Source organism: Alkalinema pantanalense CENA528 (assembly GCF_050753345.1).
Classification (GTDB): Bacteria; Cyanobacteriota; Cyanobacteriia; order Leptolyngbyales; family Leptolyngbyaceae; genus Alkalinema; species Alkalinema pantanalense.
The window spans coordinates 1-26605 of record NZ_JBLZFX010000087.1; the positions used below are offsets into that span (position 1 = coordinate 1).

Sequence of the window (26605 nt, forward strand, 5' to 3'; positions counted from 1 at the left end):
CTTCAATGAATACCTTCTCAATCAATTTATTCACAAGTTAGAGCTTGACCCGACTTCGATTAAATCACATCCCAACTACTCAACCCTCTGTGAACACGGCATCATCGCCGCTTAATTTTGTCCGGAGTATTGTTAAATCTCGACGCTTGTCTAATCCTAAATACTGTTCAATCTGCCGATCTCTAATCACAAAGGTCTGTTCCCAAGGATGATCTAATGCAAACGCATGGGCAGCATAAATCAAATGCAAACAGGCTGACCGAATGTCTAAGGCGTCGAAGTTGACTGTCGGAGATTGAGTAGGCTCGGGATCTGGCTGGGCTGTACTGGTATGGGCACTTGTGGGTTTAGCACTTGTGGGTTTAGCACTTGTGGGTTTAGCACTTGTGGGCTGAGTATTTATTGGCTGAGCAGCGGGCGGATGTAAACCAGCGCTGCAAGGCGGCGACGGAGGTGAGCCTGGGGCGGATAGACTGAGTGCTTCTTCTCGCAACCAAAAACGCAATCGCCCTCGCCCTTGCTTAACCTGTCGTTCGTAATAAAACGCTCCCGCATCATCCTGTTGCCAAGGCAAAGATTGTCGTTGTGCTAACAAATTACACCCTTCCCAAACCACGATCGCTGACGCAAAGGAATTCGTCTTGCCATTGAGAAATAAATCAGGACTCGTGGATGTGTGATCACTCTCTTTCCATCGTCCTTTCTTGACCTGCAAGGGGGATGGAGGTGTTTCGATCGGGCAATGGGCGACACATTGAGGCCCTCCGGCGACCGTTGCACAATTATTACAGAGCGCAGGGTCAATCCAATAATCTTGATCTTTTGTTTGAATCGCTCCCGTTGGACATTCAGGGGCGCAAATACCACATTGAGTACAATGATTGTTAATTGTGTAAGGCATAGCTTGAGAGAGCGAAAGAGACAATAAGCAAGCATTACATTGCGAATTACAAGTCGAATCCGAGGAAACATGGCTCCAAAAATTCACTGGAGCGCGGCTGCCTGGAGCATGGCTGCCTGAAACACGACTGCCTGAAGCACGACGGCTGAGTACTCAGATGAAATCCCATGGAGGACAGGAGTCTCAGCCCCTGAAATTAGACCGACTGAAATTAGACCGACTGAAATTAGACCGACTGAAATTAGGCATGGTCACTGGACAAAGTGTGCCATTGCCTAGACAAGACCTTCGTAATACCAAATCAACTTGTGATTGCAACCCATAATGATCCCCCCGAATCCCCCTTATCAAGGGAGATTTTGAAAGAATTTAACTGAATTCTCTCCTTTTGTAGCCTTGCTTCCCGCAGGGGAGGAGGGCTGGGGGGATCGGATCTGTAGGATTGATCCATCAATTTGGTATACCTTAACAAAACCATACGTAACAAAACCGTACTTACCCAAACCGATTTGAACTGGGGGGTTAGGAAACTCCTGCCGATCGACAAAGCTGACTTGTATAATCAGCCGACGCCATCAGCCGACGCCATCAGTTTATGTAATCATCTCGTACAACCAACTCGGACGATCGACTCGGTTTTGCTGTTTATAGTTCTAATCAGAATTGGACTGCGTATTTGTTCCTACTAAGCAATTCTATATTTATTTAATTTTCTCGAATAAGGTTTATTTTAATTGTGCAGCTTCTAATAACGTTCTCTTTCAATCAATATGGATCGCGATCGATGATGATCCCGATCTCCCTTGCATCGGATTCAAGGCCGTTCTAATCCTCCAGCACATTTAACCGCAGGGGATTGAGATGCACATTCCAGGGGAAGGGTTGGTCTTTTAGCTGTTCCCATCGGTCTTTAAATACTTCTGCCTGGAGATGATAATCCTCGCCATGGGCAGGTGGTTGGTGCAGTTTGAGATAGAGCGTTATGCGGTGAGGCGTTTCGCTGGTGGCCGCTAGCCAGCAAGCAAACGTATTTGACCTAGGGGGGCTGGGTGGACTCGTGGAAGAGGGATCGCTGGCCGCTGGCACAAAGGTGATTTGGTGGGCGCGGATGGCTATCGCGCTGAGGCGGTATGGAATGGGTTCCACCACAGTTAAATAACAGCCCCAATCGATCGCCTCGACTTGCTGGTCACCAGTTGGAATGGCCCGAGAAAAGTTTTTGCACCCCGTCAGTCGGGCAATGCTGGTGCGATGGGGATGTTCAAAAATGTCCTGCTTCGGCCCATGGGCGATCGCTTGACCCTGTTCCAGCACAAGTAAATTGTCAGCAACGCGGTAAACCTCTTCCATATTGTGGGTAACGAATAAAGCAATGCCAGAGTAATCGCTGAGAATTGAGATCAGTTCCCGTTCCAGTTGGCTACGGAGATGGGTATCCAGAGCAGAAAAAGGCTCATCCAGCAGTAACACTTCCGGTTGGCTGGCGAGGGCACGGGCAAGGGCGACGCGCTGCTGTTGGCCGCCGGACAGTTGATGGGGATAGCGATCGCCCAATCCCGTTAATCCCATGCGGCTGAGATAATGGGTGACTTCTTGCCGAAGGGCCGACTTGGCTAGGGATTTCGGCAGGCCAAAGGCAATATTTTGCGCCACCGTCAGATGGGGAAACAGGGCATAGTTCTGAAAAATAATACCAATGCGTCGCGCTTGGCTGGGAACCTGAATGCCCCGTTGGGAATCGAACAAAGTCCGCCCGTTTAACAGAATTTGTCCTTCCGTGGGGATTTCTGTGCCCGCAAGACAGCGCAGCAGCATACTTTTGCCCGATCCTGATGCCCCTAGGATGCCCAAGGGCTGGTTATTCGCAAAGAATTTGACTTGGAGCGTAAATTCTGGCAACTGTTTGGACAGATCAACCCAGAGTCCAGAACGGCTCAACGGATCATGACACGGTTGCCTCGACGATCGCGTCCATTCTTGACTGGAAGATTTTGGAAATGCTGCTGGCGATCGAAGTTGGAAGGGTAGATGGGATTGATTGAAGAAGTGTTTAGGCGATAGAACGATTAATCGCTGGAACAATGAAAAGAATTTCTGAACAGAAAATCCCGATCGACGCTGGAACGATCGTTTAATGAGTTGTTGAGATCTGCAGGAAAATGACCAAAGATTGATAAACGCGATCGCAGAGAGGGAAATAGATAAGATGACACCTGACCAAAGCCAAGCTTGTCGAGTTTCTCCCGCTTCCACAGCATGGTAAATCGCTAGGGGAATCGTTGTCGTGACACCGGGAATATTCCCCGCTAGCATCAAGGTTGCACCAAATTCCCCCAGCCCCCGCGCAAAGGCCAAGGTCGCCCCTGCCAGAATGCCAGGAAGGGCAAGGGGTAAACTAATCCGCCAGAAAATTTCGCCCTCTGACGCGCCTAGGGTTCGTGCGGCTTGCAGCAGGTGCCCATCAATCTGCTCGAAGGCCCCTAGGGCGGTGCGATACATCAGGGGAAAGGTCACCACAGTTGCAGCGATCGCGGCGGCATACCAGGTAAAAATAATCTCTGTATGGAGTGCACGGAGAAGCTGCCCGATCGGGCCTTGTTGCCCAAACAGTTGCAGCAAAATGAACCCCACAACTGTCGGCGGCAAAATCAACGGCGAAATGAAGAACCCATCTAAAAAAGAACGCCATTGACCACGATAGTGAACTAATCGGTAGGCAACGGTTATCCCTAATAAAAAAGTAACGAATGTGGCAACGCTGGAAACTTTAAGAGAAATCCATAGAGGAGACAGATCAAATTCACTTGACTGCATGGAGGGATAGGAAATAAAAAACCGGGAACTACGATCGAACCTATGCACCTATCCCTAACGGGGCGCTATCTCAAATCCAGATTGGGTAAAAACGCTTTGGGCCGGTGGACTGGCAAGAAAGTTGACGAAATCGGTCGCGGCTTCCGGGTGCTTGCTGCTTTTGATGACGGAGATCGGGTAGACGATCGGATCGTGTAAATTATCGGCGATCGTTTCGACCACTTTCACTTGGTTGCTCGTCTTCGCATCCGTCAGATACACCAGCCCCGCTTGGACATTCCCAGATTCCACAAATTGCAGCACTTGCCGCACATTATTCGCCAGGACGTATTTCGCCTGCAATGTCTCCCAAAGGCCCTGTTTCTCGAGGACTTGCTGAGCATATTGGCCTGCGGGCACGCTAGCAGGATCCCCGATCGCAATCCGTTTAACCGCGTCATTGGTCAAATTTTGTAGCGTGCTAATGCCAGATTGATTGGCTGGAACAATTAACACCATGCGATTCTTCAGCAAGTTGCGCTTTGTCCCAGGAACGAGTAAGTTTTTTGCTTCTAGCTGATTTAACGGCTTCGCTGCGGCTGCAATGAAAACATCCACGGGTGCACCTTGTTCAATCTGCCGTTGCAAAGCGCCGGAACTGGCAAAGTTATAGCGCACTGTTGCCGTTGGGGTGGATTTTTGATACAGCGGTGCAATCTGCTGGAGGGCATCCGTGAGACTAGCAGCGGCGGACACCGTGAGTTCGATCGTAGGTTGGGAGGAGGGAGAAGGGGATTGTGACGCGGTATTCGGGGAAACACCACGGGAACAAGCTGTCATGATGATCCCTAGGGCAACGGCCAATCCTAGAAAGACCGCGATCCGCTGTTTAAAGATAAGCCGCATACCCATTGTCGATCCCCTCTTGCTTCTAAATGTTCTCAGTACTCAATGTAGTACTAATGTAGCTAAGATGGGATCATTTATCATTCTATTAATTTAGGTGGTGATCTGGTAATTGCGCATCATGCCACCATCTTCGTGTTCTAAGTTATGGCAGTGATACATCGATCGACCGCTGTAGTGGACAAACTTCATTAATAGTTTCACCTGTTCTCCCGGCATGACCATGACCGTATCTTTCCAACCATCGTCGATATACCCTGCTTTAACCGTTTGCCAAGCAGCTTGCCCATCGGGTAGGACTTGCCGATCGATGACCTGAAACTGGACGCCATGGATATGAATCGGATGGGCCATACTATGCGCCATTCCCATAGCATTCATCCTAAACTGCTGCTGATTGGGACTACGATTAAGATTCATATTGGCTGTATTGATGATCATCCATTGCTCGATCGTATTCAGTTTAACGATCTCATCTTCTGCGACTGTATCCATTTCAAAAGTTTTATTGTTGAGTAACCACTGCATTCCAGAACTATTAATCTTGATCTGACGAGGATTATTGACATTCACAGCCTCAGAGGGTTGTAATCGCGGAGCTTGGGTCAGAATGTTAGGTAACGTGAGTGATTCTTTTTCCTGACGATCGACCCTAATTTTGAGTAATGTCATTGCTGCACCCATTCCAGGGACATTTCCATTGATTCCCTGCACTCCTTGCATCATGCCCCCCATTCCAAAGGTTTCCGCACCGGAAAACTCTAAGCTATTGAGAAAGACCTCTGTTCCGACTTTGAGCTTACTAAAATCCGCCCAGAGATCTACCCGTTCTCCCGGAGCCAGCAGGACATAAGGCCGTTGAATCGGTTTGGGCAGCAAATGACCATCGGTGGCGATCGCGGTCAGGGGTTCACCATGACTCCACGCAAGTTTATAAATCCGGGCATTGGAGGCATTGAAGACCCGCAGCCGATAAATTCTAGTGGCAACATTCAACGGTTCATTCCAATGGCCATTAACCAGAATTTTATCCCCCAGGAATCCCATCATATGACCCATCATGCCACCCATACCCGCATTGGGATTTCTGCCACGATTCATCATTGGCCCCATTCCAGGCATCATTCCAGGTATCCCTGCCCTACCCTGCTGGGCCCGATTCTGGAATCCCAGATAAAGCAATTGATTTTGCCGATCGAAGCTCCGATCTTGCAGCACGATCGGCAGGTCATAGTCTCCGGTGGGCAGGTTGAGCTTGGATTCCTCATCATCAGCCACCAGAAAAAGCCCTGCTAAGCCTCGGTAGACCTGCTCGCCAGTGAGTTGGTGGGGATGGGCGTGGAACCAGTTGCTGCCCGCTGGATTCACCACGTCGAATTCGTAGGTGTAGCGTTCTCCTGGGGCGATCGCCTGCTGGGGATGACCATCCATCGCCTCCGGTACAATTAACCCATGCCAATGGATAATACTGGGCTGATTTCCCGGTAACGCATTGTCAAAGTGAATCCTCACCCGTTGGCCCTGGTGAACTCGGATCGTGGGGCCCAGGTAACTATTGGGCAGAACCTGTAAACTTGCGGCATCACCTTTTACCAATCTAGCTTGGTAAGTCCAGACTTGAGTAGATTGTCCTGGAAGAATTTTAACGCTATCGATAACAGCTTTGAGGTCAATTTCTACATCAGGAATACGAATGCTAGAAAGCAGATTGGCAGAGGAAGGGGGAGAGGAACGAGAGACAGTCTGAGCACAACTTGTTAACAGTTGGTGTAATCCACCGCCTAGGGTTAATCCACCCGTTGTGAGGATAAACCGACGCCGTGAAATGGGTCTTGAAATCAACATAGGAAGCACCATGGGTTAATTAATCAATCAGTGAATTAATTCATCAATCAGTCACTTGATCGAGACCGGGTCGTTCCTAAAAACCACCAGAGTTCCATACCAATGAGGGTGATTCCTCCGATCGTGACAATGGCTCGATGGCTCAAGGGTTGATCGATCGCTTGAAATTCAGGTTTTGCGGCAGGATTAGCGGATGGGGAATGCATATCCTGCGCTAGGGTCGGAAATCCGATCGTCAGAACCAGAATCAGGCCCATTAAACCGATGGATTGCATCCAGCGGCGCGATCGAGCATGTCCAAATGTGCGGGGAAAGAATTGCATAGTTTAGCTCCTTAGGAAAGGCGAAAACGACGGAGACGGAGAGCATTGGTCACGACGGAAATGGAACTCAAAGCCATGGCTGCTCCTGCAATGATGGGACTGAGCAACCAACCAAAAATGGGAAACAGAATACCAGCGGCGATCGGAATACCCGCCACGTTATAGCCAAAGGCAAATAATAGGTTTTGACGAATGTTTTTCATCGTAGCCCTACTAAGACGAATGGTAGTGGGAATGCTACGGAGATCACCGGAAATGAGAATAATCTCAGCGGTGGCAATGGCAATATCCGTTCCAGTGCCAATGGCAATCCCCACGTCCGCTTGAGCCAGGGCAGGGGCATCGTTAATGCCATCTCCCACCATAGCAACTCGTTTTCCTTCGGCTTGCAGATGCTGAATCGTCGCAGCCTTTTGATCCGGTCGCACCTCAGCCAAGACCCGCTGGATGCCGATCGATTGGGCGATCGCTTCGGCAGTGCGGCGGTTATCCCCTGTCAGCATAACGACTTCCAAACCCATGCGCTGGAGGGTCTGAATGGCTTCGGCGGAGGTAGGCTTGAGGGTATCGGCAACGGCGATCGCGCCTTGGATTTCACCATTGATAGCAATTAAGCTAACGGTTTTACCTTGGGTTTCCCAGCGATCGACCTCAGTTTGAACGATCGTGGTATCCATCGCTAAACGTTCTAGCCAGCGCTGGGTACCCACTTGAAGCAACTGTCCAGCAATGATTCCCTGGACACCAGAACCGGGAATGGCTGCAAATTGTTCCACCGTCGGCCAAGTCGTTATCTGAGCCGCTTGTTCAGCATAGTGAACGATCGCGGCAGCTAAGGGATGTTCGGATTGGCGTTCCAGTGCGCCGATCAACGGTAAAATTTCAGCAGGCAATAAAGTATCGGATTTCAGTAACTCCGATCGCGTAACAAAATCTGTAACTTCCGGTTTGCCTTGGGTAATAGTTCCGGTTTTATCGAGAACAATGGTTTGAACTTTGTGGGCCAGTTCCAAGCTATCGGCATTTTTAATCAAGATGCCATGCTTCGCCCCTTGACCGATGCCGACAGTAACCGATGTGGGTGTCGCTAAACCTAAGGCACAGGGACAGGCAATAATTAACACACTGACCATGGTTAATAGTGCCAGGGTCACATTGCCCATCCAGTTGTACCAAAGGATAAAGGTCAAAAGCGCGATCGCAATGACACCGGGGACAAACCAGCCCGTTACCCGATCGGCCAGCTTTTGAATGGCGGCTTTGGAGCCTTGGGCTTGCTGAACGAGCTGAATAATTTGGGCCAAGGTGGTGGATTCACCAATGCGAGTAGCACGAAATTGAAAACTGCCCGTTTGGTTGATCGTCGCTCCGATGACTTCATCCCCGATTTGCTTACTCACGGGAATGCTTTCTCCAGTAATCATCGATTCATCGATCGTAGAGGTTCCAGCAATCACAATGCCGTCTACGGGAATTTTTTCGCCTGGTCTGACTACAATAATTTCATCCATCATCACAGCGTCGATCGGGATATCGATTTCCCGTTGATTACGAATGACCCGCGCTGTTTTAGCCTGCAATCCAATTAATTGCCGAATCGCTTCCGACGTTTCACCCTTGGCCCGGTTCTCTAGCCAGCGCCCCAGTAAGGTGAGGGTAATAATCATACCGGACGCTTCGTAGTAGACCTCGGCGGGGAGTCCTTGGGCTTGGAAATAACTAGGCAGGATCGTCACCCAGAGGGAATAGCTGTAGGCGATTAAGGTTCCTAGGGAAATCAGCGTATTCATATCGGCGCGGCGATGGCGAAAGGCAGCCCAAGCACCGCGATGGAAGGATCGTCCTACCCAAAATTCGATCGGGGTGGTAATGGCTAACTGCACCCAAGGATTGGCTAATCCTGATAACAGGTTGGGAAGTTGTATGCCAACATGGGATAGGGTTCCGATAACCAGTAATGCACTTAGAATGCCACCGATCGTAACCTTGCGTTGGAGCGATCGCTGCTCTGCTTGGCGGGTTTTGCGATCGATATCCAAATCCTGCACCGCAGATACTACCGGTGTAGCTTGGTAGCCGATTTCCTGAACCGTTTGCTGAATTTGGGTGGGGTTGGTCTGCTGGGGATCATAGATGACTTGGGCTTGCTCAATACCAAAATTGACAGCGCAATCCGCAACGCCCGCCACTTGTTTAATCGCCTGTTCGATCGCATTGGCGCACCCTGCGCAACTCATGCCGCCCAACCGTAACTGAAGGGTTTCCATGGCGTATTTCTTTAGGGAGTAAAGGGGTCTGAAGACTGGGGAGCGGTGGAAGAATCTAGGGAAGTATCCAGATTGGGACAAATGATGCCGGGTTCCGGCTGGGGAGCGATCGACCAGTCTGCCAAAATCTGAACCAGTTCCTGGCGCAGGTTAGCCAATTCGGTCATACGGCGATCCAGATCCGCGACATGCTGTTCCAATTTGGTTTTAATATCGTGACAGGGTAATTCCCCGCGATCGTAAACCGATAAACACTCTCGCACTTCCTGAAGGCTTAACCCCAAGGATTGCAAGCGTTTGATAAAGGCTAAACGCGCAATAATGTTGGGATGGAATAGCCGAAACTTGCCTTCTGTACGATCAGCAGATTTCAGTAATCCCAGCTCTTCGTAATAGCGAATGGTTTTGACGGGTACTCCGCTCTGGATTGCGACTTCACCAATTTTGAGCAGAGTGATTGGGGGAATGCGCATCACGATCGCTCCTTTGATTGAGTCTTCAGTATAAATACTCCAGCCCACTAGAGAGTCAAGCCTGATCAGAACAAAAAATAGATCGTCGGGCAGGATCATCTGTGGGGATCTCAACCGACGATCGGTAATTCATTCAGCAAATTCATTAGGCAGTCAATTGGGCATTTATTAGGCAGTCGATGAGGCAGATCGTGGATTAACTCGCTTGTGAAATGGGTAGGGAAAGCGATCGGCGGGAATGGCTAGTAGCAGAATACCGCAGCAGGGGAGAAGGATGGGAGGAAGTGGAGTAATTGGATGTTGGGGAGGGTTGCTGAACGGTCTGTTGCTGGACAGTGTGTTGCTGAAGCGTGTGTTGCTTGATTGCAGCGCTTCTTAGCTTTCGCATTCCTGTTTTTTCAATTTGTCGCACCCGTTGTTCACTGATGCCACCGAGCAGTTGTCCAATCACTTTGCGACTGCTAGTATCTCCCGTTTCCAAGCCATACTTAGCACTGATGGCAAATTTTTCCTGGGTAGTTAAGCAGTTCATTAAAGTATGGACTTCCTGGCTGATTAAGTCACACTCAACTAGATCCTCTGGCCCCAAATGATTGTCGGCAATCATTTCCGACAGCGGCGTCTCATCATCGCCCACCAAGCGATCGAGGGATGTGGTCTTGCGGGTTTGGGTCATCAACTCTTCTAACTGCGCCTGATCCATTTCCAAAGCCAGGGCTAGTTCACTGCGGCGGGGATGACGACCAAGGGTCTGGGTCAGTTGTCGCTGAACTTTTTTCAGTTGGTTCAGCCGTTCAGTCACATGAATGGGGAGGCGAATGGCTCGGGATTGCTCAGCGATCGCACGGGTAATGGCTTGGCGAATCCACCAGTAAGCATAGGTAGAAAACTTATAACCGCGATCGGGATCAAATTTCTCAGTGGCGCGGGAGAGACCTAAACTGCCTTCTTGAATTAAGTCCATAATATCGACGCCGCGATTCACATAGCGCTTGGCAATGCTGACCACGAGTCGCAAATTGGCTTGAATCATTCTTTGCCTTGCCAATTCCCCTTGTCTGATCTGTTGCCGCTGTTCAGGAGTTCTTTCTGAAGCAGGAATCGCAGCAACGCTCAACATATGTTGGATTTGACAGGCGAGGGATTGCTCATCTGCTGAGGTTAGCAGGGGGGTTTTGCCGATCGCTTTCAGATAATCACGCACCAAGTCACTAGTCATATCACTTTCCCAAAGACTGCAAACAGGGCTAGGCCAACGGCAGTTCCGCCAGACAATGCTGGAACAGAGAATTTCTCTGTAGGCTGTGATATTAGTGTCTTGAAAAAACTTGAGGAACTTGTGAAGACGGGGTGCAACTGAAGATGAAGAAGGGGAAGTCAATGCCCCCCCTGTCTGTCGTTACCGAGGCTGCTTATTTCTTGCTCTCTGCAGCACTAGCCACCTTTTCCTTGAATGCCTTGCCTGCAGAAAAAGCAGGTACGGTGGTTGCAGGGATGGTGATGGACTTCCCAGTTTGGGGGTTCCGGCCTTCACGGGCTTGGCGTTCGCGAGGTTCGAAAGTGCCAAAACCAACCAAAGTTACTTTGTCACCATTTGCAACCGCATCCATGACTGTTTCGATCATGGCGCTGATGACTGCGTCTGCTTCTTTTTTAGTTACAGAAGCTTGTTCTGCTACTGCGTCGATGAGTTCACCTTTGTTCATAGGAATCCGCTCGAATGCTAGATGTATGTGGATTTCTAGGCGATTATAGTCGCAACTATGGCAACGATCGCAAATTTTAAGTTAAAAAATTGATTTTTTTAACGGATGGAAGGGGCGAGGGGAGCGGATGACAGCCATTGGGCCCGATCGACCCGGATCCGAAAAGTAGAATTCAAAATCCCTGAAAGTTTCTCTGGGTAAGGGTTTGAGGGATTTTGAGAATCACCGATCGTCCTGTAAAAAGAATTCAAGATTACCTAAAGACAGTGTGTATAGGTATTTCAGCTTATTTCTTAGCTATTTTTAGGATTTAGTCATATTTCCCAGTCAGATCCTTGAAATATAAAATACTACATCTTGAAACACGAAATAGGCGATCTTGATTACAATTTGGTAGAGCAATCATCCGGACAAATAATTTTGCTGGAATTTTGCTTTGGTTCCGGGGCTATTGACGGAGTTGCTGACGGGGCTATTGATGGGGCTATTGACGGATTGCTCAGTCCCCATCTCCTCTCCTCCAAATTTTTCCCCCTTTCCCCTCTCCCCCTTAATATTTAAATGCCTATGACTACCTCGATCGTTGAATCAGAAAAGCCTCTCACCCCCGAGTTACGAACCCTGCAGCCCATGGAAGCCCTGCGGCGTAGTCTATGGCTGGTGTTCCAAGCGGCTCCGAAGGAATTGCGCAGCATGGCGGGCTTGAACCTGCTCCTGGGAATGGGGCCGTCTATTTCTTTTTGGCTGGGAAAAATTGTTATTGATGAAACCAGTCGGCTTGTTGGGCAAGGTGTAGGACAAGACGTAGGACAAGACCCCATTACGCTGCTATTAAGCCAATCGACGTTACTTTGGGCGATCGTGGGCAGCATTGGGCTGAACTTGGTGGTGGATTCGGTGGATTCGGTGGCAACTTCGGTCTATGCGGCCCTGCGCGATCGGGTGCGGGGCTATGTGGAAAGTCAGGTGTTGCAGAAAGTTGCTAATTTCCACGATATCGCGCTCTTCGAGTCGCCTCCGCTACTGAATGTCTTGGAACTGACCCAGAAGGGCATTCAACGGCTGCAACAACTGTCCTTTATTGTGGCGGGGACGCTGCGGGGCACGTTTGCCTTTCTGCCGTCGGTGGCGCTGTCGTTTGCGGTGGCTTGGTGGGTGCCGTTGCTGCTGTTGGCGTCTTCGATTCCCTCTACCTTTGTGGAACTCAAACACCACAAAAAAAGTTGGCGCGTCGAAGAAACCCAGGCGGGCGCGAACCGGGAAATGAATATTTATAACAAAATGCTGAGCGGGGGATCCTACGCCAAGGAACTGCGGTTGTTTTCCTTGCAGGGGATCATGCTCGATCGCTGGCAGTGGCAGTTTAACGACCTGTTTGGCAGGATGCAGCAGGTGCGCCAGGAAGGGGCGATCGCGGTGATGCTCTGGGCGATGGTGGGGGGCTTGGCCGGGGCGATTCCCTATCTTTATATTGTGGTGGGGGTGATCCAGGGGCGCTATACCCTGGGGGATTTGGCGCTGTACACGGGGATTCTGATGCAACTACGCCGTAGTGTCTATATTCTGATCAGCAATATTGGCAATATTTATGATGTGACGTTGGCCACAAGTCCCATTTTCCAGTTATTTGATTTGCAGCCAGCTTTGCACAGTGGCGATCAGCCCATGGTGGCGGTGGAGGATGCTCGATCGAGCGATCGGGGTATTCAACTGCGCAATCTTTCCTTTGCCTATTCCGGCACTGAGAAGCCGATTTTGCGGCGGCTGAACCTGACTGTCAGACCGGGGGAAATGGTGGCCTTGGTGGGGGAAAATGGCGCGGGTAAGACGACGTTAGCGAAGCTGCTCTGCCGCTTGTATGACCCGACGGAGGGTGAGATCCGTTGGCATGGGCAAGACATTCGCCAGGTGGATTTGCATGAGTTGCGATCGCGGATTGCGGTGGTGATGCAGGACTATGCTAGGTTTCCAGCGACGCTGCGGGAGAATGTGGGCTGGGGCTTTCTGCCAAAGTTACAGGAGGATCATGCCCTCCAGACCGTGTTGCAGGATGCGGGCATTGACCAAGTGGTGAAGGAATTGGAAAAAGGATTAGAGACGCCGCTGGGTCGGGAATTGGAGCATGGGGTTGATCTGTCGGGGGGGCAGTGGCAGCGGTTGGCGATCGCGCGATCGTTGTTGCGGTTGTCCCAGGCGGAGTTGTTGGTGTTTGATGAACCGACGGCGGCCCTCGATCCGAAGAATGAGCATGAAATTTACTCGATTTTTCAGGCGATCGCCCGTGACCGCATGGCGATCGTGGTCAGTCACCGCTTGGCACTGGCGAAGATGGCCGATCGCATTGTGGTGATGGAGCATGGGGAAATTGTGGAGATGGGCACCCATGATGAGTTGATGGCTTTGGGCGATCGGTATTACACGATGTTTAGTCGGCAGGCGAGTAGTTATTTGTAAGGTTGCTAGGAATTTGCGCGATCGCGTCTTGCCCTCACCCCAACCCTCTTCCAGAATGGGCGAGGGAGCAAGAGGGCAATTCGCTTTCTTTTCTAGACTCGCGCAGGTGAGTTTTTTTATGGGGATTTATGCCAAAAGTGTAACGAGAGGTGGGCCGAAATGAAGATGGTGTTTACCGAAGTGTCCTGAATAATAAAGTGTAATGAGTCTTAATAACGTTTTTAATTGAATGCTTGTAGTACTTGATTAATTGGTAGTTGCGATAGATTTGATCCCCCTAAATCCCCCTTTAAAAGGGGGACTTTGAGAGAGTTATTTTCCATTCTCCTTGTTTATTAGCGTCAGCGGCGCATAGTGTGTGGGCTAGGGGAATCGGCTCGGTTCCCCCTTTTTTAAGGGGGGCTAGGGGGGATCAAATCTATTGCACTAACGAATCAATTAAGTATTGCTTAAACACTAGGTGCTTAATTGTAAATTTAATTTTTTTGACTCATATTTAGTTGTCTGAACTGTTGTTTTATTTTCATTAAAGCCATGCAAACTCAAGAATTTCGGCCCGAACCTCAGGATATGAAGCCCCTACAGTTGGACTATCCCGCCAGCCAACGCGATATGGATCCCCAGCCGGATTCTGATCTTTCTAATTACAAACCGGCGGGGAAATTAGAAGGCAAGGTAGCGCTGATTACGGGCGGTGATTCGGGAATTGGTCGGGCAGTGGCGATCGCCTATGCTATGGAAGGGGCGAATGTGGCGATCGTCTATAACGTGAATGAAGGGGATGCCCAGGATACGCAAAAGATGGTGGAAGCCCATGGAGGACAATGTTTACCGTTGAAGGTCGATGTACGGGATCCCAATGCTTGTCAGGTGGCGGTCGATCGAACGATTAGCGAATTTGGTCAACTGAATATTTTGGTGAATAATGCAGCGTATCAAATGTACCAAGAAGATTTCATGGAGGTGAGTAACGAGCAGTTCCAACGCACGATGGAAACCAATGTGTTTGGTTATTTCTATATGGCGAAGGCGGCGGTTCCTTACTTGCATGAGGAGGATGCGATTATTAATACGGGTAGCATTCTCGGGAAGACGGGTAAAGAGTTTTTGATTGATTATTCGACCAGTAAGGGCGCGGTTCATGCGTTTACCAAGGCGCTGGCGCAGAATTTGGCGACGCAGAAGATTCGGGTAAATGCGGTGGTTCCTGGCCCGGTGTGGACGCCGAATATTCCGGGGACGATGCCTGCGGATATGGTGGAGAATTTTGATTCGGATAATTCCCTGAAGCGCGCTGGACAACCAGAGGAACTGGCACCTGCCTATGTTTTCCTAGCGTGCAGTGATAGTAGCTTTGTGACGGGTGCGTTGCTGGATGTGACGGGTGGGCAGTTGTCTAGTTAGAGATCCCCCCTGGCCCCCCTTAAAAAGGGGGGAATTGGAGATCCCCCCTAACCCCCCTTAAAAAAGGGGGAACCGAGCCGATCTCCCTGGCTCCCTTTAAAAGGGGGAACCAAAAGAATAATAGTTTCAAAGTCCCCCTTTTTAAGGGGGATTTAGGGGGATCAACCCACTCTGCAATTACTAATTAATTCAATATAACTCTCCTCTTAACAACGAGAATCTTATCGCTAACGTAATCACCGGCACTAACATAGTTATGAATCACTACGACGTTATTATTATTGGGACGGGTGCGGGTGGTGGAACATTGGCCTATGCTTTGGCACCGACGGGTAAGCGGATTTTGTTGCTCGATCGGGGTTCTCGGATTCCCAATGAGGCCAGTAATTGGAATCCTAAGGAAATTTATATAGACGGGAAATATCAAACGTCGGAATCGTGGATGAAATTGCCACGGGAAACGGTGGAACCGGCGCTGTACCATCGGGTGGGGGGAAATACAAAGGTCTACGGTGGGGCGCTGTTTCGGATGCGTCCGGAAGATTTTGAGATGGTGTTGCATTCCGATGGGGTTTCTCCGGAATGGTGTTTGAATTATGAGGCGTTGGAACCCTATTACACCCAGGCGGAACGGTTGTATAAGGTTCATGGTCAGCGGGGTGTTGATCCGACGGAACCGCCTGCTTCAGTGGATTATCCAGCTCCAGCGTTGCCCCATGCCGATCGTATTGCCGAGGTGGCCCAGCAGTTACGGGAGAAGGGGCTGAAGCCGTTTCCGTTGCCGATGGCGATCGATTATCAGCCGGAAGCGGCTAAGACTTGTATTTTGTGCGGGACTTGTGATGGGTATCCCTGCAAGATTAATCAGAAGGCGGATGCGCAGACCTGTTGTGTGGAGCCTGCCTTGCGCTATGACAATGTGATGCTACTGGAAGGGGCGAAGGTGGAGCGGTTGCGGACGAATGCGACGGGAACGCAGGTAACTGGGGTGGAAGTGTCGCGGGAGGCTGCGGGGGAGACGGTGCGGGAGACGTTCTCGGGGGATATTGTGGTGGTGTCCTGTGGGGCGGTGAATTCGGCGGCGTTGTTGTTGCAATCGGCGAGTGATGAGCATCCCAATGGCTTAGGCAATCGATCGGGGCTGGTGGGGCGTAATTTTATGCGTCACAATTTGAGTAAGTTATACGCGATCTCCACGGCGGAAAATCCAACGGTGTTTCAGAAGACGTTGGGGATTAATGATTTTTATCGGGGGACGGCGGAGATTCCCTATCCCTTGGGCCATGTGCATTTGATGGGGAAGCACAGTTGGGAAATGATGCGGCCAGATCTGCCAAAGCTGTTGCCGCAGGGATTGTTGGAATGGATGGCGAAACATTCGATCGATTGGTGGGTGCAGAGTGAGGATTTACCAGACGGGGATAATCGGGTTTGGGTCGATCGATCAGGTCAGATTCAGGTGCGCTATAAACCAAATAATGTGAAGGCCCACAAGCAGTTGAAGAGTCGGTTTAAGGCTATTTTGCGGGAGATTGGGTTTCCGCTAATTTTGGATGTGACGGTGCCGTTTAAGATTTTGAATCACCAGGTGGGGACTTGTCGGTTTGGGGATGATCCGGAGAGCAGTGTGCTGAATCGGGATTGTCGGAGCCATGGGGTGGATAATTTGTATGTGGTGGATGCGAGTTTTTTCCCGTCGAGTGCGGCGGTGAATCCTTCGCTGACGATTATTGCCAATGCGCTGCGGGTGGCGGAGCATTTGAAGCAGCGGTTGGGGGTTGGGGAACAGCGTGTAAATAAAATCTCAATTGGGTAGGGGTAGGAGCGTAAAAGGGTAGGAGGGTAGGGGAATGAAGAGGGGATATTATTTCTTTCGCAAATCCCTAAGCGATTCTATCGGATTTTTGCACGGGAAAGTCTTTCCAATTCTTACTGTTGGGACTTTACTTGTTTGTACTCGATAATGCCACGACGTTTTCCCTGTAACCGCAATTGATGGAATTGCAATTGTCCGAGGGCTTGGGGGAATTTGACTAGGATGCAGAAAAACGCATAGAGCTTTGCTTGGGACGGTGTCATCGATCGCTGTCTACGACAGTATTGGTAGATGCGATAGCCTTGAAGTCCGTAGAGGGCGATTAAACCCAAGAGACTCAACCCGAGGGTAAAAGGGACGAGAATGAGGGCTAGGACTGGAAAAATCAAGCCCCAGAGCCAAATGCTGCGGGTTTCTTTGACCCAATGTCGTTCTGGGGATTTGCCGTGGAGCCAAGCCCCTTCTGCATAGGCATAACCCGATCGCAGCGATCGCCGCCACCACTGGCTAAACCTCGTCATATTGGCATCATGCCATGCCATATCCGCCGCAATCCGCATAATTTTGCCCCCCTGACGCCGCAGCCGCACGCAGAGTTCTGGCTCTTCTCCGGCGATCAGATTGGGTTTGAATCCGGTTGCTTGTTGGAAGGCCGATCGCCGCATCATGGCGATGCCGCCACATTCCTTCGTTTCACCCACAGCAGTGTTCCATTCCAAATCACACAGTGCGTTATAGCGGGAGCGATCGGGAAAGCGTTCGTGGAGCCGACCACAAACAACAACGATGTCAGGAGTGCTATCAAAACTAGCGATCGCACTTTCAAACCAGCCGTCGATAAACTCACAATCCCCATCAATAAACTGCACAAAATCGAGATCAGGATATTGTTCAAATAACTGGTCTGCACCTGCATTCCGGGCACGGGCTGCGGTGAATGGGATGGACAGATCAAGATTAACAACGTGGATGCCAATCGATCGTGCAAAGTTAACACTATCATCCGTCGATCCCGAATCTACATAAATAATGGGATAGGGAACAGTAGACATCTCATCAACGAGATCGTCAGAAATTCCAGCGATCGCACGCATCTGGATTTGGGCGGATTGGAGACAGCGCTTAAGTCGATCCCCTTCATTACGACCGATCGCAACAATTCCAAATCGCAAGTTAGTCAACATCGTCATAGCTAACAGAGACACAACTATCCCCAATTAATTGATCAACCCATCGAGCAATGCAAACACCCACTCTCCCACTCTCCCACTCTCCCACTCTCTTACTCTCCCACCCTCCCACTCTCTTACCCTCCCACTCTCCCACTCTCTTACCCTTTCCCCACCCACCCCCTTCCGACGATACTGGCATAACACCCCCTCCGTTATCTATCCTACGACGGAAGAAATCAAGCCTCCGCCATGGATTTTCCAGGATTCCGTTAGGAACGCTAAAATGAAAGCGCTATAATTCCCGGTGCCGATGATTGGTAAGGATTGCCTGTGACTGCGCCATTGCCCCCTTCAAACGAGAACCCAAGCTGGCAAGAAGCTCTGCAAAAGCTCTACAGTCGTAAATCTGCGGAGCGGCCTCTGGCAGAGGGGGATCCCCGTCGCTATCGGGACACGGCAATGGAGTTAACGCAACAGCGGCAGGAACAGCCATGCCAAACGGGGGATCGATCGGATCTACCAGCCCCAGCCCCCCTAGATGCGCCTGCTATGCAGCAGCAACAGGAGTTGGCGAAAGACGCCAATCCAATACCGTTAACGGCGGTGTTCCAGGAAAGCTTGATTGAACAGGAAATTGTGGTTCAGCAGCCCGATCGGCAGCAGATCCATCTCATTCCTGGGCGGGCGGCTTGGGAGATTTTGCAACGTTTGGGGATTGAATCAGCCTATGTGTTTCTGTTTCTGGTAGCGCAGGCTTCGGAAGCCGATCGGCCTTGGCGGAGTCTGCTGAGCCTTAAGGGCACGGATTTACTAGACTTTGCTGTGGGAGAGAAGCAATCGGACTTAACACTGCTGCAAAAGTTAAAAAAATTGGAAGAGATGCTGCAAGTTTTATGCAGTTTGTCAGTGATGGTCAGTTATTTGGACGAGAGCCAGGGATTGTTTCGGTGGGTGAACTATCCCATGTGGCTTCTGGAGGAACTGAGTTACAGCGGTAAGTTGCTGCCACTGGGAGAGAGTCGGGACTTGCGTGGATCTGGGGGAGAAAGTAGAAATGGGGAGGATAGCGACGCGATCGTGAATACAGCCTACCGTCCGGGGGTACCGGATGAATTGATGGTTCGGCTGCGGCCTGGAAATTGGGTAGAGACGTTGGGGGCGGCGGATTTGTCCCGAGGGATTCAAGCCCTCCAGCAGTATGGCAATTGGGCAAAAGGTATCCTGCAAATTAATCCGAATCGCAAGCGGTTGGCGGCTCGGTTAGCGATTTTTATTTCGGTGATTGGGCAGTTGTATGTGACGGGGCATTATCGAGTGCAGGATTTGTTAGAACAGGTGGAAGATCCGAAATCTTTGACTGGGTTTTACAAAACTGAAGAAACGCGAACCCGATTGTTTGTGCGATGGAATAATGCACTGTTGTCTTTAAAAAATTTAGGATGGGAAATTGGCTTTGATCCCGTGACCTATCCAGTTTCCTTGCGACCTAGTTGGAGTGTAAGTGGGGAAGAGAGTGGGGCAGAGAGAGTGGGGCAATCCGACAGTATTTCGCAGTGGTTTGAAACTTGGTTGGATGCACGGCTCATGATTCGTCCGACGCGAATTGTGGTTACGAAGAATGCTAAGGAAGGGGACGGGACTGGTGACTATGGTCAGTCTACGGACGATCGTCGGAAAGCATCGGTCTTAATTCGTTCTAAAAGTGGGCTGTATGCAACTCGGATTCCGGGGGGAATTTCTGGACAAACGTTGGATGTGGCGCTGACGTTGAAGGGGTGGAGTAAGGCATATTTGGCGACGCAATTGAAGATGGATCGATCGATGGTGACCCATTGGATTAAGGGTAGCCGTCCGATTACGCCGGAGCAACGTAAGCGCCTATGGAAGTTGCTTGGAAAAGAGTTGCGGGCCGCTCAAAAATTAAAGTATTAGGCGATCGATCTACCAGACTTAAAAGGCCAAGATGTAAGTTTATCCCAGTTGTTCAATCAGGTGATCTCCCACTCGTAATGCATTGGCAATAATGGTCAGGGTGGGATTAACCGCAGCGCTGGAACGGAAGAAACTACCATCTACCACGTAGAGATTGTCTACATCGTGGGTGCGGCAATGGAGGTCTAGGACAGACGTGCTGGGATCTTCGCCAAAGCGACAGGTGCCGCATTGGTGGGCTACGCCTTGCAACGGGAGCTTTTTCCGGAAGTAGAAACTGGCAGAGATAATTTGCTCACCGCAGCCAATACTTTTTAAGGTTTTAATCCAGCGATCGAGTAAGCGATCGTAGGCTTCTGTGTTGTTTTCGGTGTAATTTAACTGAATAGAATCGTCTCGAAGGGTGATGCGATTGTTGGGATCGGGTAAGTCTTCAGCCGTTAACCACCAATCGACGGAATGGGTCGCGATCGTTTCAAAGGTGTGATGTTCTCGGAAAGATAGACCTAGAATCGACGGGGATTCCTGGGCGATCATGTCAGCATTCACTTTACCTAATAACTGTACATGACCCATGGGATAATCAAAATCTTCATCACCCCAATAGAAATCATTGATAGCCAGTGTTTTCTGAAAGGCTGTTAAATTGGATTTCGTTGTGACGCCGATAATTGCACCATTCTGATGCTTCATAAAGTTGCGTCCAACTTGGTCAGAGCGATTGGCGAGTCCGTTGGGATGCTTGTCATTGGCCGACTTGAGCAGCAGGGCAGCGGAGTTAATCGCACCACAGGCAACAACGACGATCGACCCAGAAAAGAGATAGGTTTCTCCATTCCATTCTGTTTCAACGGCGGTGACTTCGCGACCTGAAGGGCTAGTGTGTAACTTGTGAACTCGTGCCTCGGTGAGTAAAGTGACATTGGGATACTGTTCTGCGGGGCGGATACAGGCTACATCCGCATCGGCTTTGGCATCCACCAAGCAAGGGAAACCATCACAGGTGTTACAACGAATGCAGGCACTGAGTCGTCGATCGACTTCATTGAGTTTAATGGCGAGGGGCAGATAGAACGGATTCAATCCTCGATCGATCAACGAATCATGGATTTCTTGGATGCGGGGTTCGTGGCTGATGGCGGGATGGGGATATTCGGTGCTGGCAGGGGGTTCCGTTGGATCGCTGCCCCGTTGGCCATGGACTTGATAGAGTTGCTCGGCTTGGGTGTAGTAGGGTTCAAAATCAGCATATTTCAATGGCCATTCCGGCGAGATTCCGCCTTGGTGAATGACTTGATTAAAATCCTGTTCCCGCCACCGAAAGAGCGCTCCGCCGTAGACTTTGGTATTGCCTCCCACGAAGTAGCCGACCCCCGGATGGATGGCTTGGCCGTTGTTGTCGTACCAAACTTCTGGGGTGTGATAGCGGTCTTTCTGAACCACTTGCACGGTGTCCCAGTTGGCTTTCTCGCGGGGGAGGAATGGTCCTCGTTCCAGGATGAGAATTTTTTTACCCGTGGGCGCTAACCGATAGGCCAGGGTGCCACCGCCTGCCCCGCTGCCGATAATGATCAAGTCGTAGTGGTGGTTGATTGCAGAAGAAGGTGCCATAGGAATTGCAAGGAGAAATGGCTAGATTACAAATTACATGTCATGATTCGAGGTCATCAGGTTAGATTCTTCGATCGATCGGGCACGGCGGCGGCTCATTTTTTGTTCATGGGCTTCGTAGGCGATGCAAACCCAAATTAGCGTCATGAATAAAATGTTTTTGTTGAAGCTTTCTGCGGCGTTAGGGACGAGACTGCCAGCGGGGATAATGCCAAAGGCAAGAATGATACTAAAGGTCATCAGGATGAGTAACAAGCCCGTCCAACGAACCCAATAATTGAGGGCAAATAATACGCCGAGGACGATTTCTGCCAAGGGGAGCAACCAGCCATAGGGCACTGCGATCAATGCAGGTAGGGGGCCAATACCTTCCCATCCCGGTGGAATGTTAGGGCCGATGATTTGGAGCTTTTGGGTGAGTACGGTTTGGTAAAAACCATTGGGAATTGCAAAATTGAGGTAATTGGCAATCCCTGAGAAAAAGAAGAAAACTCCGAGGATAATCCGATTTGCGATCACGGCAGCACGGAGATTAAATAAGTAATTCATGACTAATGCTCCTTGTGTTTCTCAATGATTAAGCTGAAGGTACGTTAAGTTGTGGGTAATCTGTTTTGATTCGTGATGGCTTTAGTGTATTTCAGTGATTATTTCAGTAATATATGTCAGCGATACATGTCAGCGTTTGGCAGTCACCCAACGATCGAGCAGGGTGGGAATGCCAGACCAGTGGAGAGATTGCTGAAATTGCTGGGGTTGGGCGGCCCGCCAAGCAAGGGGGGTGGCTAGGATGAGGCTGGCAGCGATCGCGGCCATGCCTTGCAGAAATGGAGTTTGTCCCAGTTGCGCTGGCGTAAAGGGGCGATGGCGTTGCAATAGCTCGTCGGTGAGCCATTCGGTGGTAATGCGGGTGTTGTGGGCTGGGGTGGGTAGGAGTCGTAAGTAGGTGGCCTGTCGCATTAGATGACCGGGTTGACCTTTAATTTGCACTTTGTTGAACAGATTGGCGACGCCCTCGTTTAAGCCCAGTTTCATCAGGGTTCCCCGCAGATAGACTTGAACAGGAATGAGGGGTTTACCTTCCGCTTGTAGTTTGAGGTTTTGCGCGATCGCCTGTCCCTGCTGGTAGGCGACTTGGGCGGTGGGTGGTTGCGGGTTGTCGGGGGTGATGGCGCAATCTCCAGCGGCAAAGACTTCGGGAAATTCGGGGAGTTGCAACATAGGGGTGACGACTAAGCGTCCGCGCGGATCACGGTTTTCTGCGGCAATGGGTAAGGGCATTAGGAGGGGATTGGGCGCGGTTCCCGCAGTCCAGACAATGGTTCTGGCGTTTAATGTGTGGGCTTGTTGATGTTGTTGGTAGTGAATACGATCGAATTGAATTTCGCTAACGGCTGCATCAAAGAGAAACTCGACTTGCCGTTGTTTTAAGGCTCTTTGCACGGTACAGCGCAGTTGACTATTAATGTCTCCTTTGAGTAACTCTCGGCTGCGATTGACTAAAACGATGCGAATTTCGTGGCTATCCCCGCCTAACTCGTCATACCAAATGGGGAGTAAATCCGCCAAGGTGCAGGCGAGTTCAATTCCCGCAGGCCCTGCCCCGACGATCGCGACGGTTAATAAGTTGCGTCGTTCTGCGCATGTTTTGAGCTGTAAGGCTTGATGGAGGCGGGTTCGGAGGTGTTTGCGTAGGGCGATCGCTTCGGCTCCGTTGGTGAGAGGAAAGGTGTGACGATCGGCTCCTGGGGTATGGAAATAGGTGGTTTTGCTGCCTAATGCCAAGACCAAGTTCCCATAGGAATACTGCTGGCCGGATGCGACAGTAATTTGTTTTTGCTGGAGGTCGATCGTGGTCACGGTATCCCGCACAAGTTGCACCCGGCTGCCAGAGAGGAGTTCCTGGTAGCGGGGATAGACCTGCTCGCTGTGTAATTCACTACTCAATAATTCATACAGCAGAGGTTTGAAGCTAAAGCGATCGTTTGGCTCGATTAACAGAATGGGATTGGGATAGTTTTGTTGACTTAAATGTAGAGCAGTAAATAACCCAACAAAGCCTCCTCCCAAAATAATTGTTGGCTCAGCAAGGGGTGGTGCAGTTGTTTGTGGAATCTTTTGTGAGGTGGGTTGCATAGGTTCTGCTCGGAATGGATGTGAATCGTGAGACTGAGACAAAAGATGGCTGTTTGAGTTGTTAATAGTATTGCGGTCTGTCTCTAGGTTTGCATGATGGCGAGCTAAGGATTAACTGAGAGACTTTCGTTGAGGACTCAAGGGTAGGTTTATGACTTTCTCAGGCAAGATTCAGCTTATTTCTCTATACCTAATTTGAAGCAGATACTTAAAACTGCACTGACCCGCAATTAAGAGGTTTCATATGACATTAGAAGGAAAAGTTGCGCTGGTGACGGGAAGTAGTCAAGGGATTGGGCAGGGCATTGTGCTCAAACTTGCGCAGGCTGGAGCAGATGTGGTGATTAACTATCGATCGCATCCCGAAGGCGCTGAGGAAACCCTAGAAAAGGTCAAAGCGATCGGGGGTAAATGCTATTTGGCGGAGTGTCCCCATTCCCGAGGACGGACGATTCAAGCGGATTTAGGCAATCTCGCAATGGTTCGCGAGTTGATTACTGAAAGCATTGGTCACTTTGGTAAACTTGACATTTTAGTTAACAATGCGGGGATTGAAAAACATGCTCCATTTTGGGAGGTAACGGAAGCAGATTACGATACAGTGCTGAATGTGAATTTGAAGGGCGTCTTTTTTGCAACTCAGGCTTTTGTGCAGCACCTGAGGGCAACTCAACGCCCTGGCAAAATCATTAATATTAGTTCTGTGCATGAAGATTTACCGTTTCCCAATTTCACAGCCTACTGTGTGAGTAAAGGCGGCATGAAAATGTTAACGCGTAATTTAGCGGTGGAGCTAGGGCCGCTGGGCATTACGATTAACAATGTGGCACCGGGCGCGATCGAAACTCCCATCAATACCAAGTTGCTCAATGACCCCGACAAGCTCAATGCCCTGCTGAACAACATTCCCCTAGCGCGGCTAGGACAACCCCAGGATGTGGCCTCTCTAGTGGCGTTTTTAGCGTCGTCTGAGGCCGATTACATTACAGGGAGCACGTTTGTGGTGGATGGTGGACTTCTTTGGAATTATCAAGAGCAGTAGTTTTTGCCATGAATCGTTTACGCCGTCACTACCCTGAATATTTGATGGAAGCTGTGGGACTGGGGATTTTCATGGTTTCCGCGAGTGTATTTACCGCATTACTGGAACATCCTGCCTCCTGGATTTATCAAACGATCGGCGATCCTACCTTACGGCGATTTTTGATTGGGGTGGCGATGGGATTGACTGCGATCGCAATTATCTATTCGCCTTGGGGAAAGCAATCGGGAGCCCATATCAATCCTGTTGTGACCTTAACCTTTCTGCGTTTGGGAAAAGTTCACCGAACGGATGCGCTGTTCTATATCCTGGCTCAATTTCTCGGTGGCTGGCTGGGAATGATATTGGCTACAACAATCTTAGGAGCCACGATCTCCCACCCCAATGTAAGTTATGTTGTGACGATTCCTGGAATGCAGGGAACTGGTATTGCTTTTTTAGCAGAGTTAGCAATTTCCTTTGGAATTATGTTGCTGATTCTAGTGGTGTCTAATCTTCCTAACCTTGCACGTTTTACAGGGTTATTCGCAGGAATTCTGATTGCAATTTATATCACCCTAGAAGCTCCGCTTTCTGGGATGAGTATGAATCCTGCGCGTACCTTAGCCTCGGCAATCTCGGCACAAAATTGGACGGCTATTTGGATTTATTTCACTGCTCCATTATTCGGAATGTTGCTCGCCTCAGAAGTTTACGTTCAATGGAAAGGACGGCGATCGATTCGTTGTGCGAAACTTCACCATCACAACAACAAACGCTGTATTTTTTACTGTAACTATCGGCAAACTGGAATGCCCCATGATTCAACTCTCTTGAGCGATCGACTGTCTAATTTGTGAGTGGAATTTATCGAAATCTCAGATTTTTGTCATTGCTGGTTTCGTTTTCTCAGGCATCCTCCTATTGATCTTCATGCTATTCAGTTGTTGAGGTTTTGTGATGGCTCAGTCTTTGATGCAACGATTTAACCGATTAGGACAGCGATTCGAGCCGCGATCGAGAAAAAGATCGAGATTAGGGAAGCGATCGCGATGGCTGACAATTTTTCTGATGACGACGATCGTGACCTCGCAACTTCCCGCGAGTTCCCAGGTTCCACAGTTGCAGTCCTTGCTGCAATCCTCGACTCAATTCTCGACTCAACAATTAGATCAACGATCGGGGCAACGATTAGAACAACCATCCGATCAACGCTTGCCTGTTCCCACTGCTGTAAACCCAGTTCGGCTAACTCAAACCACCCAAAATTCTGCGATCGTAATCAATGCGGTTGATTCAGTGGGAATGACGGTTGCAGATATGGATCGATCGGTTGAGTTTTACGTGAAGGTGTTGTCTTTTAAGAAAATATCGGATGTGGAGGTTTGGGGGCCGGAATATGAGCAGCTTCAAGGGATATTTGGGGTGCGTTTACGAGTGGTCAAGTTGCAACTGGGACAGGAGTTCCTGGAGTTAACTGAATATCTCACGCCCAAAGGCCGTCCCATTCCCATTGATTCCCGGAGTCACGATCGTTGGTTTCAACATATCGCGATCGTGGTAAGCGATATGGATCAAGCCTATCAACGATTGCGCCAATTCAAAGTGCAGTATGCTTCTACAGCACCGCAACGAATTCCCGATACCAATAAAGTTGCAGCAGGTATTCGAGCCTTTTATTTTAAAGATCCCGATGGACATAATTTAGAAATCATTTACTTTCCACCAGGAAAAGGTGATCCAAAATGGCAGAAACCTACCCAGCAGCTATTTTTAGGGATTAGACGTGTTGGGAAATAATGGATAATGTGAAGCAGTAGCCCAGAGCCTTCTCATGCTGAATCT

The 26605-nt window shown here is 49.8% G+C and carries 20 protein-coding genes; 7 read left to right on the top strand and 13 right to left on the bottom strand.

Features of this window, described 5'->3' with window-relative positions:
* Nucleotides 1-79: 79 nt before the first annotated feature.
* The 9 genes from ACN4EG_RS21440 to ACN4EG_RS21480 form a co-directional block, all read right to left on the bottom strand.
* Nucleotides 80-901, bottom strand: a complete 822-nt coding sequence (locus ACN4EG_RS21440; protein WP_431632232.1) for a 4Fe-4S binding protein — start codon at nucleotides 899-901, stop codon at nucleotides 80-82.
* A gap of 825 nt (nucleotides 902-1726) precedes the next feature.
* Entirely contained in the window at nucleotides 1727-3715 is a 1989-nt protein-coding gene (gene modB / locus ACN4EG_RS21445; RefSeq protein ID WP_431632233.1) for a molybdate ABC transporter permease subunit, read from the bottom strand.
* Between the two features lie 54 nt (nucleotides 3716-3769).
* On the bottom strand, nucleotides 3770-4606 hold the full coding sequence (modA, locus tag ACN4EG_RS21450) for a molybdate ABC transporter substrate-binding protein (RefSeq protein WP_431632234.1): 837 nt from the start codon (nucleotides 4604-4606) through the stop codon (nucleotides 3770-3772).
* Nucleotides 4607-4693: 87 nt separating this feature from the next.
* On the bottom strand, nucleotides 4694-6445 hold the full coding sequence (locus ACN4EG_RS21455; RefSeq protein ID WP_431632235.1) for a multicopper oxidase family protein: 1752 nt from the start codon (nucleotides 6443-6445) through the stop codon (nucleotides 4694-4696).
* Between the two features lie 47 nt (nucleotides 6446-6492).
* Nucleotides 6493-6768, bottom strand: a complete 276-nt coding sequence (locus ACN4EG_RS21460) for a hypothetical protein (RefSeq protein ID WP_431632236.1) — start codon at nucleotides 6766-6768, stop codon at nucleotides 6493-6495.
* An 11-nt stretch (nucleotides 6769-6779) separates the two neighbouring features.
* Nucleotides 6780-9035: a heavy metal translocating P-type ATPase gene (locus ACN4EG_RS21465; RefSeq protein ID WP_431632237.1), complete on the bottom strand. Its 2256-nt coding sequence runs from the start codon at nucleotides 9033-9035 to the stop codon at nucleotides 6780-6782.
* Between the two features lie 11 nt (nucleotides 9036-9046).
* Complete coding sequence (locus ACN4EG_RS21470) at nucleotides 9047-9508, bottom strand: heavy metal-responsive transcriptional regulator (RefSeq protein WP_431632238.1); 462 nt, start codon at nucleotides 9506-9508, stop codon at nucleotides 9047-9049.
* Between the two features lie 196 nt (nucleotides 9509-9704).
* Nucleotides 9705-10727 carry a sigma-70 family RNA polymerase sigma factor gene (locus tag ACN4EG_RS21475; protein ID WP_431632239.1) on the bottom strand — a complete coding sequence of 341 codons (1023 nt, stop codon included), beginning with the start codon at nucleotides 10725-10727 and terminating at the stop codon, nucleotides 9705-9707.
* A gap of 193 nt (nucleotides 10728-10920) precedes the next feature.
* Nucleotides 10921-11214, bottom strand: a complete 294-nt coding sequence (locus tag ACN4EG_RS21480; protein ID WP_431632240.1) for an HU family DNA-binding protein — start codon at nucleotides 11212-11214, stop codon at nucleotides 10921-10923.
* Between the two features lie 567 nt (nucleotides 11215-11781).
* On the opposite strand from ACN4EG_RS21480, the gene ACN4EG_RS21485 reads away from it, so the two are divergent.
* The 3 genes from ACN4EG_RS21485 (at nucleotide 11782) to ACN4EG_RS21495 (ending at nucleotide 16888) form a co-directional block, all read left to right on the top strand.
* Entirely contained in the window at nucleotides 11782-13668 is a 1887-nt protein-coding gene (locus ACN4EG_RS21485) for an ABC transporter ATP-binding protein (RefSeq protein ID WP_431632241.1), read from the top strand.
* 534 nt (nucleotides 13669-14202) lie between these two features.
* Nucleotides 14203-15072 carry an SDR family oxidoreductase gene (locus tag ACN4EG_RS21490; protein ID WP_431632242.1) on the top strand — a complete coding sequence of 290 codons (870 nt, stop codon included), beginning with the start codon at nucleotides 14203-14205 and terminating at the stop codon, nucleotides 15070-15072.
* Between the two features lie 256 nt (nucleotides 15073-15328).
* A complete protein-coding gene (locus tag ACN4EG_RS21495; protein ID WP_431632243.1) occupies nucleotides 15329-16888 on the top strand; it encodes a GMC oxidoreductase in 1560 nt (519 codons plus the stop codon).
* A gap of 113 nt (nucleotides 16889-17001) precedes the next feature.
* Here ACN4EG_RS21495 and ACN4EG_RS21500 read toward each other — a convergent pair whose 3' ends face one another.
* The gene (locus ACN4EG_RS21500) at nucleotides 17002-18072 is read right to left on the bottom strand and encodes a glycosyltransferase family 2 protein (protein ID WP_431632244.1); all 1071 of its coding nucleotides are present in this window, start codon (nucleotides 18070-18072) and stop codon (nucleotides 17002-17004) included.
* A gap of 318 nt (nucleotides 18073-18390) precedes the next feature.
* Here ACN4EG_RS21500 and ACN4EG_RS21505 point away from each other — a divergent pair, with 318 nt between their 5' ends.
* Nucleotides 18391-19992 (top strand): hypothetical protein, encoded by a 1602-nt coding sequence (locus ACN4EG_RS21505; RefSeq protein WP_431632245.1) that lies wholly within the window; start codon nucleotides 18391-18393, stop codon nucleotides 19990-19992.
* Between the two features lie 39 nt (nucleotides 19993-20031).
* On the opposite strand, the gene ACN4EG_RS21510 is transcribed toward ACN4EG_RS21505, so the two are convergent.
* The 3 genes from ACN4EG_RS21510 to ACN4EG_RS21520 all read right to left on the bottom strand — a co-directional run bounded on the left by ACN4EG_RS21510 (nucleotide 20032) and on the right by ACN4EG_RS21520 (nucleotide 23739).
* The gene (locus tag ACN4EG_RS21510; protein WP_431632246.1) at nucleotides 20032-21603 is read right to left on the bottom strand and encodes a GMC oxidoreductase; all 1572 of its coding nucleotides are present in this window, start codon (nucleotides 21601-21603) and stop codon (nucleotides 20032-20034) included.
* Nucleotides 21604-21636: 33 nt separating this feature from the next.
* On the bottom strand, nucleotides 21637-22152 hold the full coding sequence (locus ACN4EG_RS21515) for a DoxX protein (protein WP_431632247.1): 516 nt from the start codon (nucleotides 22150-22152) through the stop codon (nucleotides 21637-21639).
* Nucleotides 22153-22281: 129 nt separating this feature from the next.
* Complete coding sequence (locus ACN4EG_RS21520) at nucleotides 22282-23739, bottom strand: NAD(P)/FAD-dependent oxidoreductase (RefSeq protein WP_431632248.1); 1458 nt, start codon at nucleotides 23737-23739, stop codon at nucleotides 22282-22284.
* 244 nt (nucleotides 23740-23983) lie between these two features.
* Here ACN4EG_RS21520 and ACN4EG_RS21525 point away from each other — a divergent pair, with 244 nt between their 5' ends.
* The 3 genes from ACN4EG_RS21525 (at nucleotide 23984) to ACN4EG_RS21535 (ending at nucleotide 26560) form a co-directional block, all read left to right on the top strand.
* Nucleotides 23984-24781 (top strand): SDR family NAD(P)-dependent oxidoreductase, encoded by a 798-nt coding sequence (locus tag ACN4EG_RS21525; RefSeq protein WP_431632249.1) that lies wholly within the window; start codon nucleotides 23984-23986, stop codon nucleotides 24779-24781.
* Nucleotides 24782-24789: 8 nt separating this feature from the next.
* Entirely contained in the window at nucleotides 24790-25620 is an 831-nt protein-coding gene (locus tag ACN4EG_RS21530; protein WP_431632250.1) for an aquaporin, read from the top strand.
* Between the two features lie 100 nt (nucleotides 25621-25720).
* The gene (locus ACN4EG_RS21535) at nucleotides 25721-26560 is read left to right on the top strand and encodes a VOC family protein (RefSeq protein WP_431632251.1); all 840 of its coding nucleotides are present in this window, start codon (nucleotides 25721-25723) and stop codon (nucleotides 26558-26560) included.
* The last annotated feature ends 45 nt before the right edge of the window (nucleotides 26561-26605 follow it).

Coding starts and splice junctions, on each gene's coding strand:
- modB (WP_431632233.1), bottom strand. CDS start 3,715: ATGCAGTCAAGTGAATTTGATCTGTCTCCTCTATGGATTTCTCTTAAA.
- ACN4EG_RS21485 (WP_431632241.1), top strand. CDS start 11,782: ATGACTACCTCGATCGTTGAATCAGAAAAGCCTCTCACCCCCGAGTTA.
- ACN4EG_RS21530 (WP_431632250.1), top strand. CDS start 24,790: ATGAATCGTTTACGCCGTCACTACCCTGAATATTTGATGGAAGCTGTG.
- ACN4EG_RS21510 (WP_431632246.1), bottom strand. CDS start 21,603: ATGGCACCTTCTTCTGCAATCAACCACCACTACGACTTGATCATTATC.
- modA (WP_431632234.1), bottom strand. CDS start 4,606: ATGGGTATGCGGCTTATCTTTAAACAGCGGATCGCGGTCTTTCTAGGA.
- ACN4EG_RS21470 (WP_431632238.1), bottom strand. CDS start 9,508: ATGCGCATTCCCCCAATCACTCTGCTCAAAATTGGTGAAGTCGCAATC.
- ACN4EG_RS21480 (WP_431632240.1), bottom strand. CDS start 11,214: ATGAACAAAGGTGAACTCATCGACGCAGTAGCAGAACAAGCTTCTGTA.
- ACN4EG_RS21495 (WP_431632243.1), top strand. CDS start 15,329: ATGAATCACTACGACGTTATTATTATTGGGACGGGTGCGGGTGGTGGA.
- ACN4EG_RS21465 (WP_431632237.1), bottom strand. CDS start 9,035: ATGGAAACCCTTCAGTTACGGTTGGGCGGCATGAGTTGCGCAGGGTGC.
- ACN4EG_RS21490 (WP_431632242.1), top strand. CDS start 14,203: ATGCAAACTCAAGAATTTCGGCCCGAACCTCAGGATATGAAGCCCCTA.
- ACN4EG_RS21475 (WP_431632239.1), bottom strand. CDS start 10,727: ATGACTAGTGACTTGGTGCGTGATTATCTGAAAGCGATCGGCAAAACC.
- ACN4EG_RS21515 (WP_431632247.1), bottom strand. CDS start 22,152: ATGAATTACTTATTTAATCTCCGTGCTGCCGTGATCGCAAATCGGATT.
- ACN4EG_RS21455 (WP_431632235.1), bottom strand. CDS start 6,445: ATGTTGATTTCAAGACCCATTTCACGGCGTCGGTTTATCCTCACAACG.
- ACN4EG_RS21460 (WP_431632236.1), bottom strand. CDS start 6,768: ATGCAATTCTTTCCCCGCACATTTGGACATGCTCGATCGCGCCGCTGG.
- ACN4EG_RS21520 (WP_431632248.1), bottom strand. CDS start 23,739: ATGCAACCCACCTCACAAAAGATTCCACAAACAACTGCACCACCCCTT.
- ACN4EG_RS21440 (WP_431632232.1), bottom strand. CDS start 901: ATGCCTTACACAATTAACAATCATTGTACTCAATGTGGTATTTGCGCC.
- ACN4EG_RS21535 (WP_431632251.1), top strand. CDS start 25,721: ATGGCTCAGTCTTTGATGCAACGATTTAACCGATTAGGACAGCGATTC.
- ACN4EG_RS21525 (WP_431632249.1), top strand. CDS start 23,984: ATGACATTAGAAGGAAAAGTTGCGCTGGTGACGGGAAGTAGTCAAGGG.
- ACN4EG_RS21500 (WP_431632244.1), bottom strand. CDS start 18,072: ATGTTGACTAACTTGCGATTTGGAATTGTTGCGATCGGTCGTAATGAA.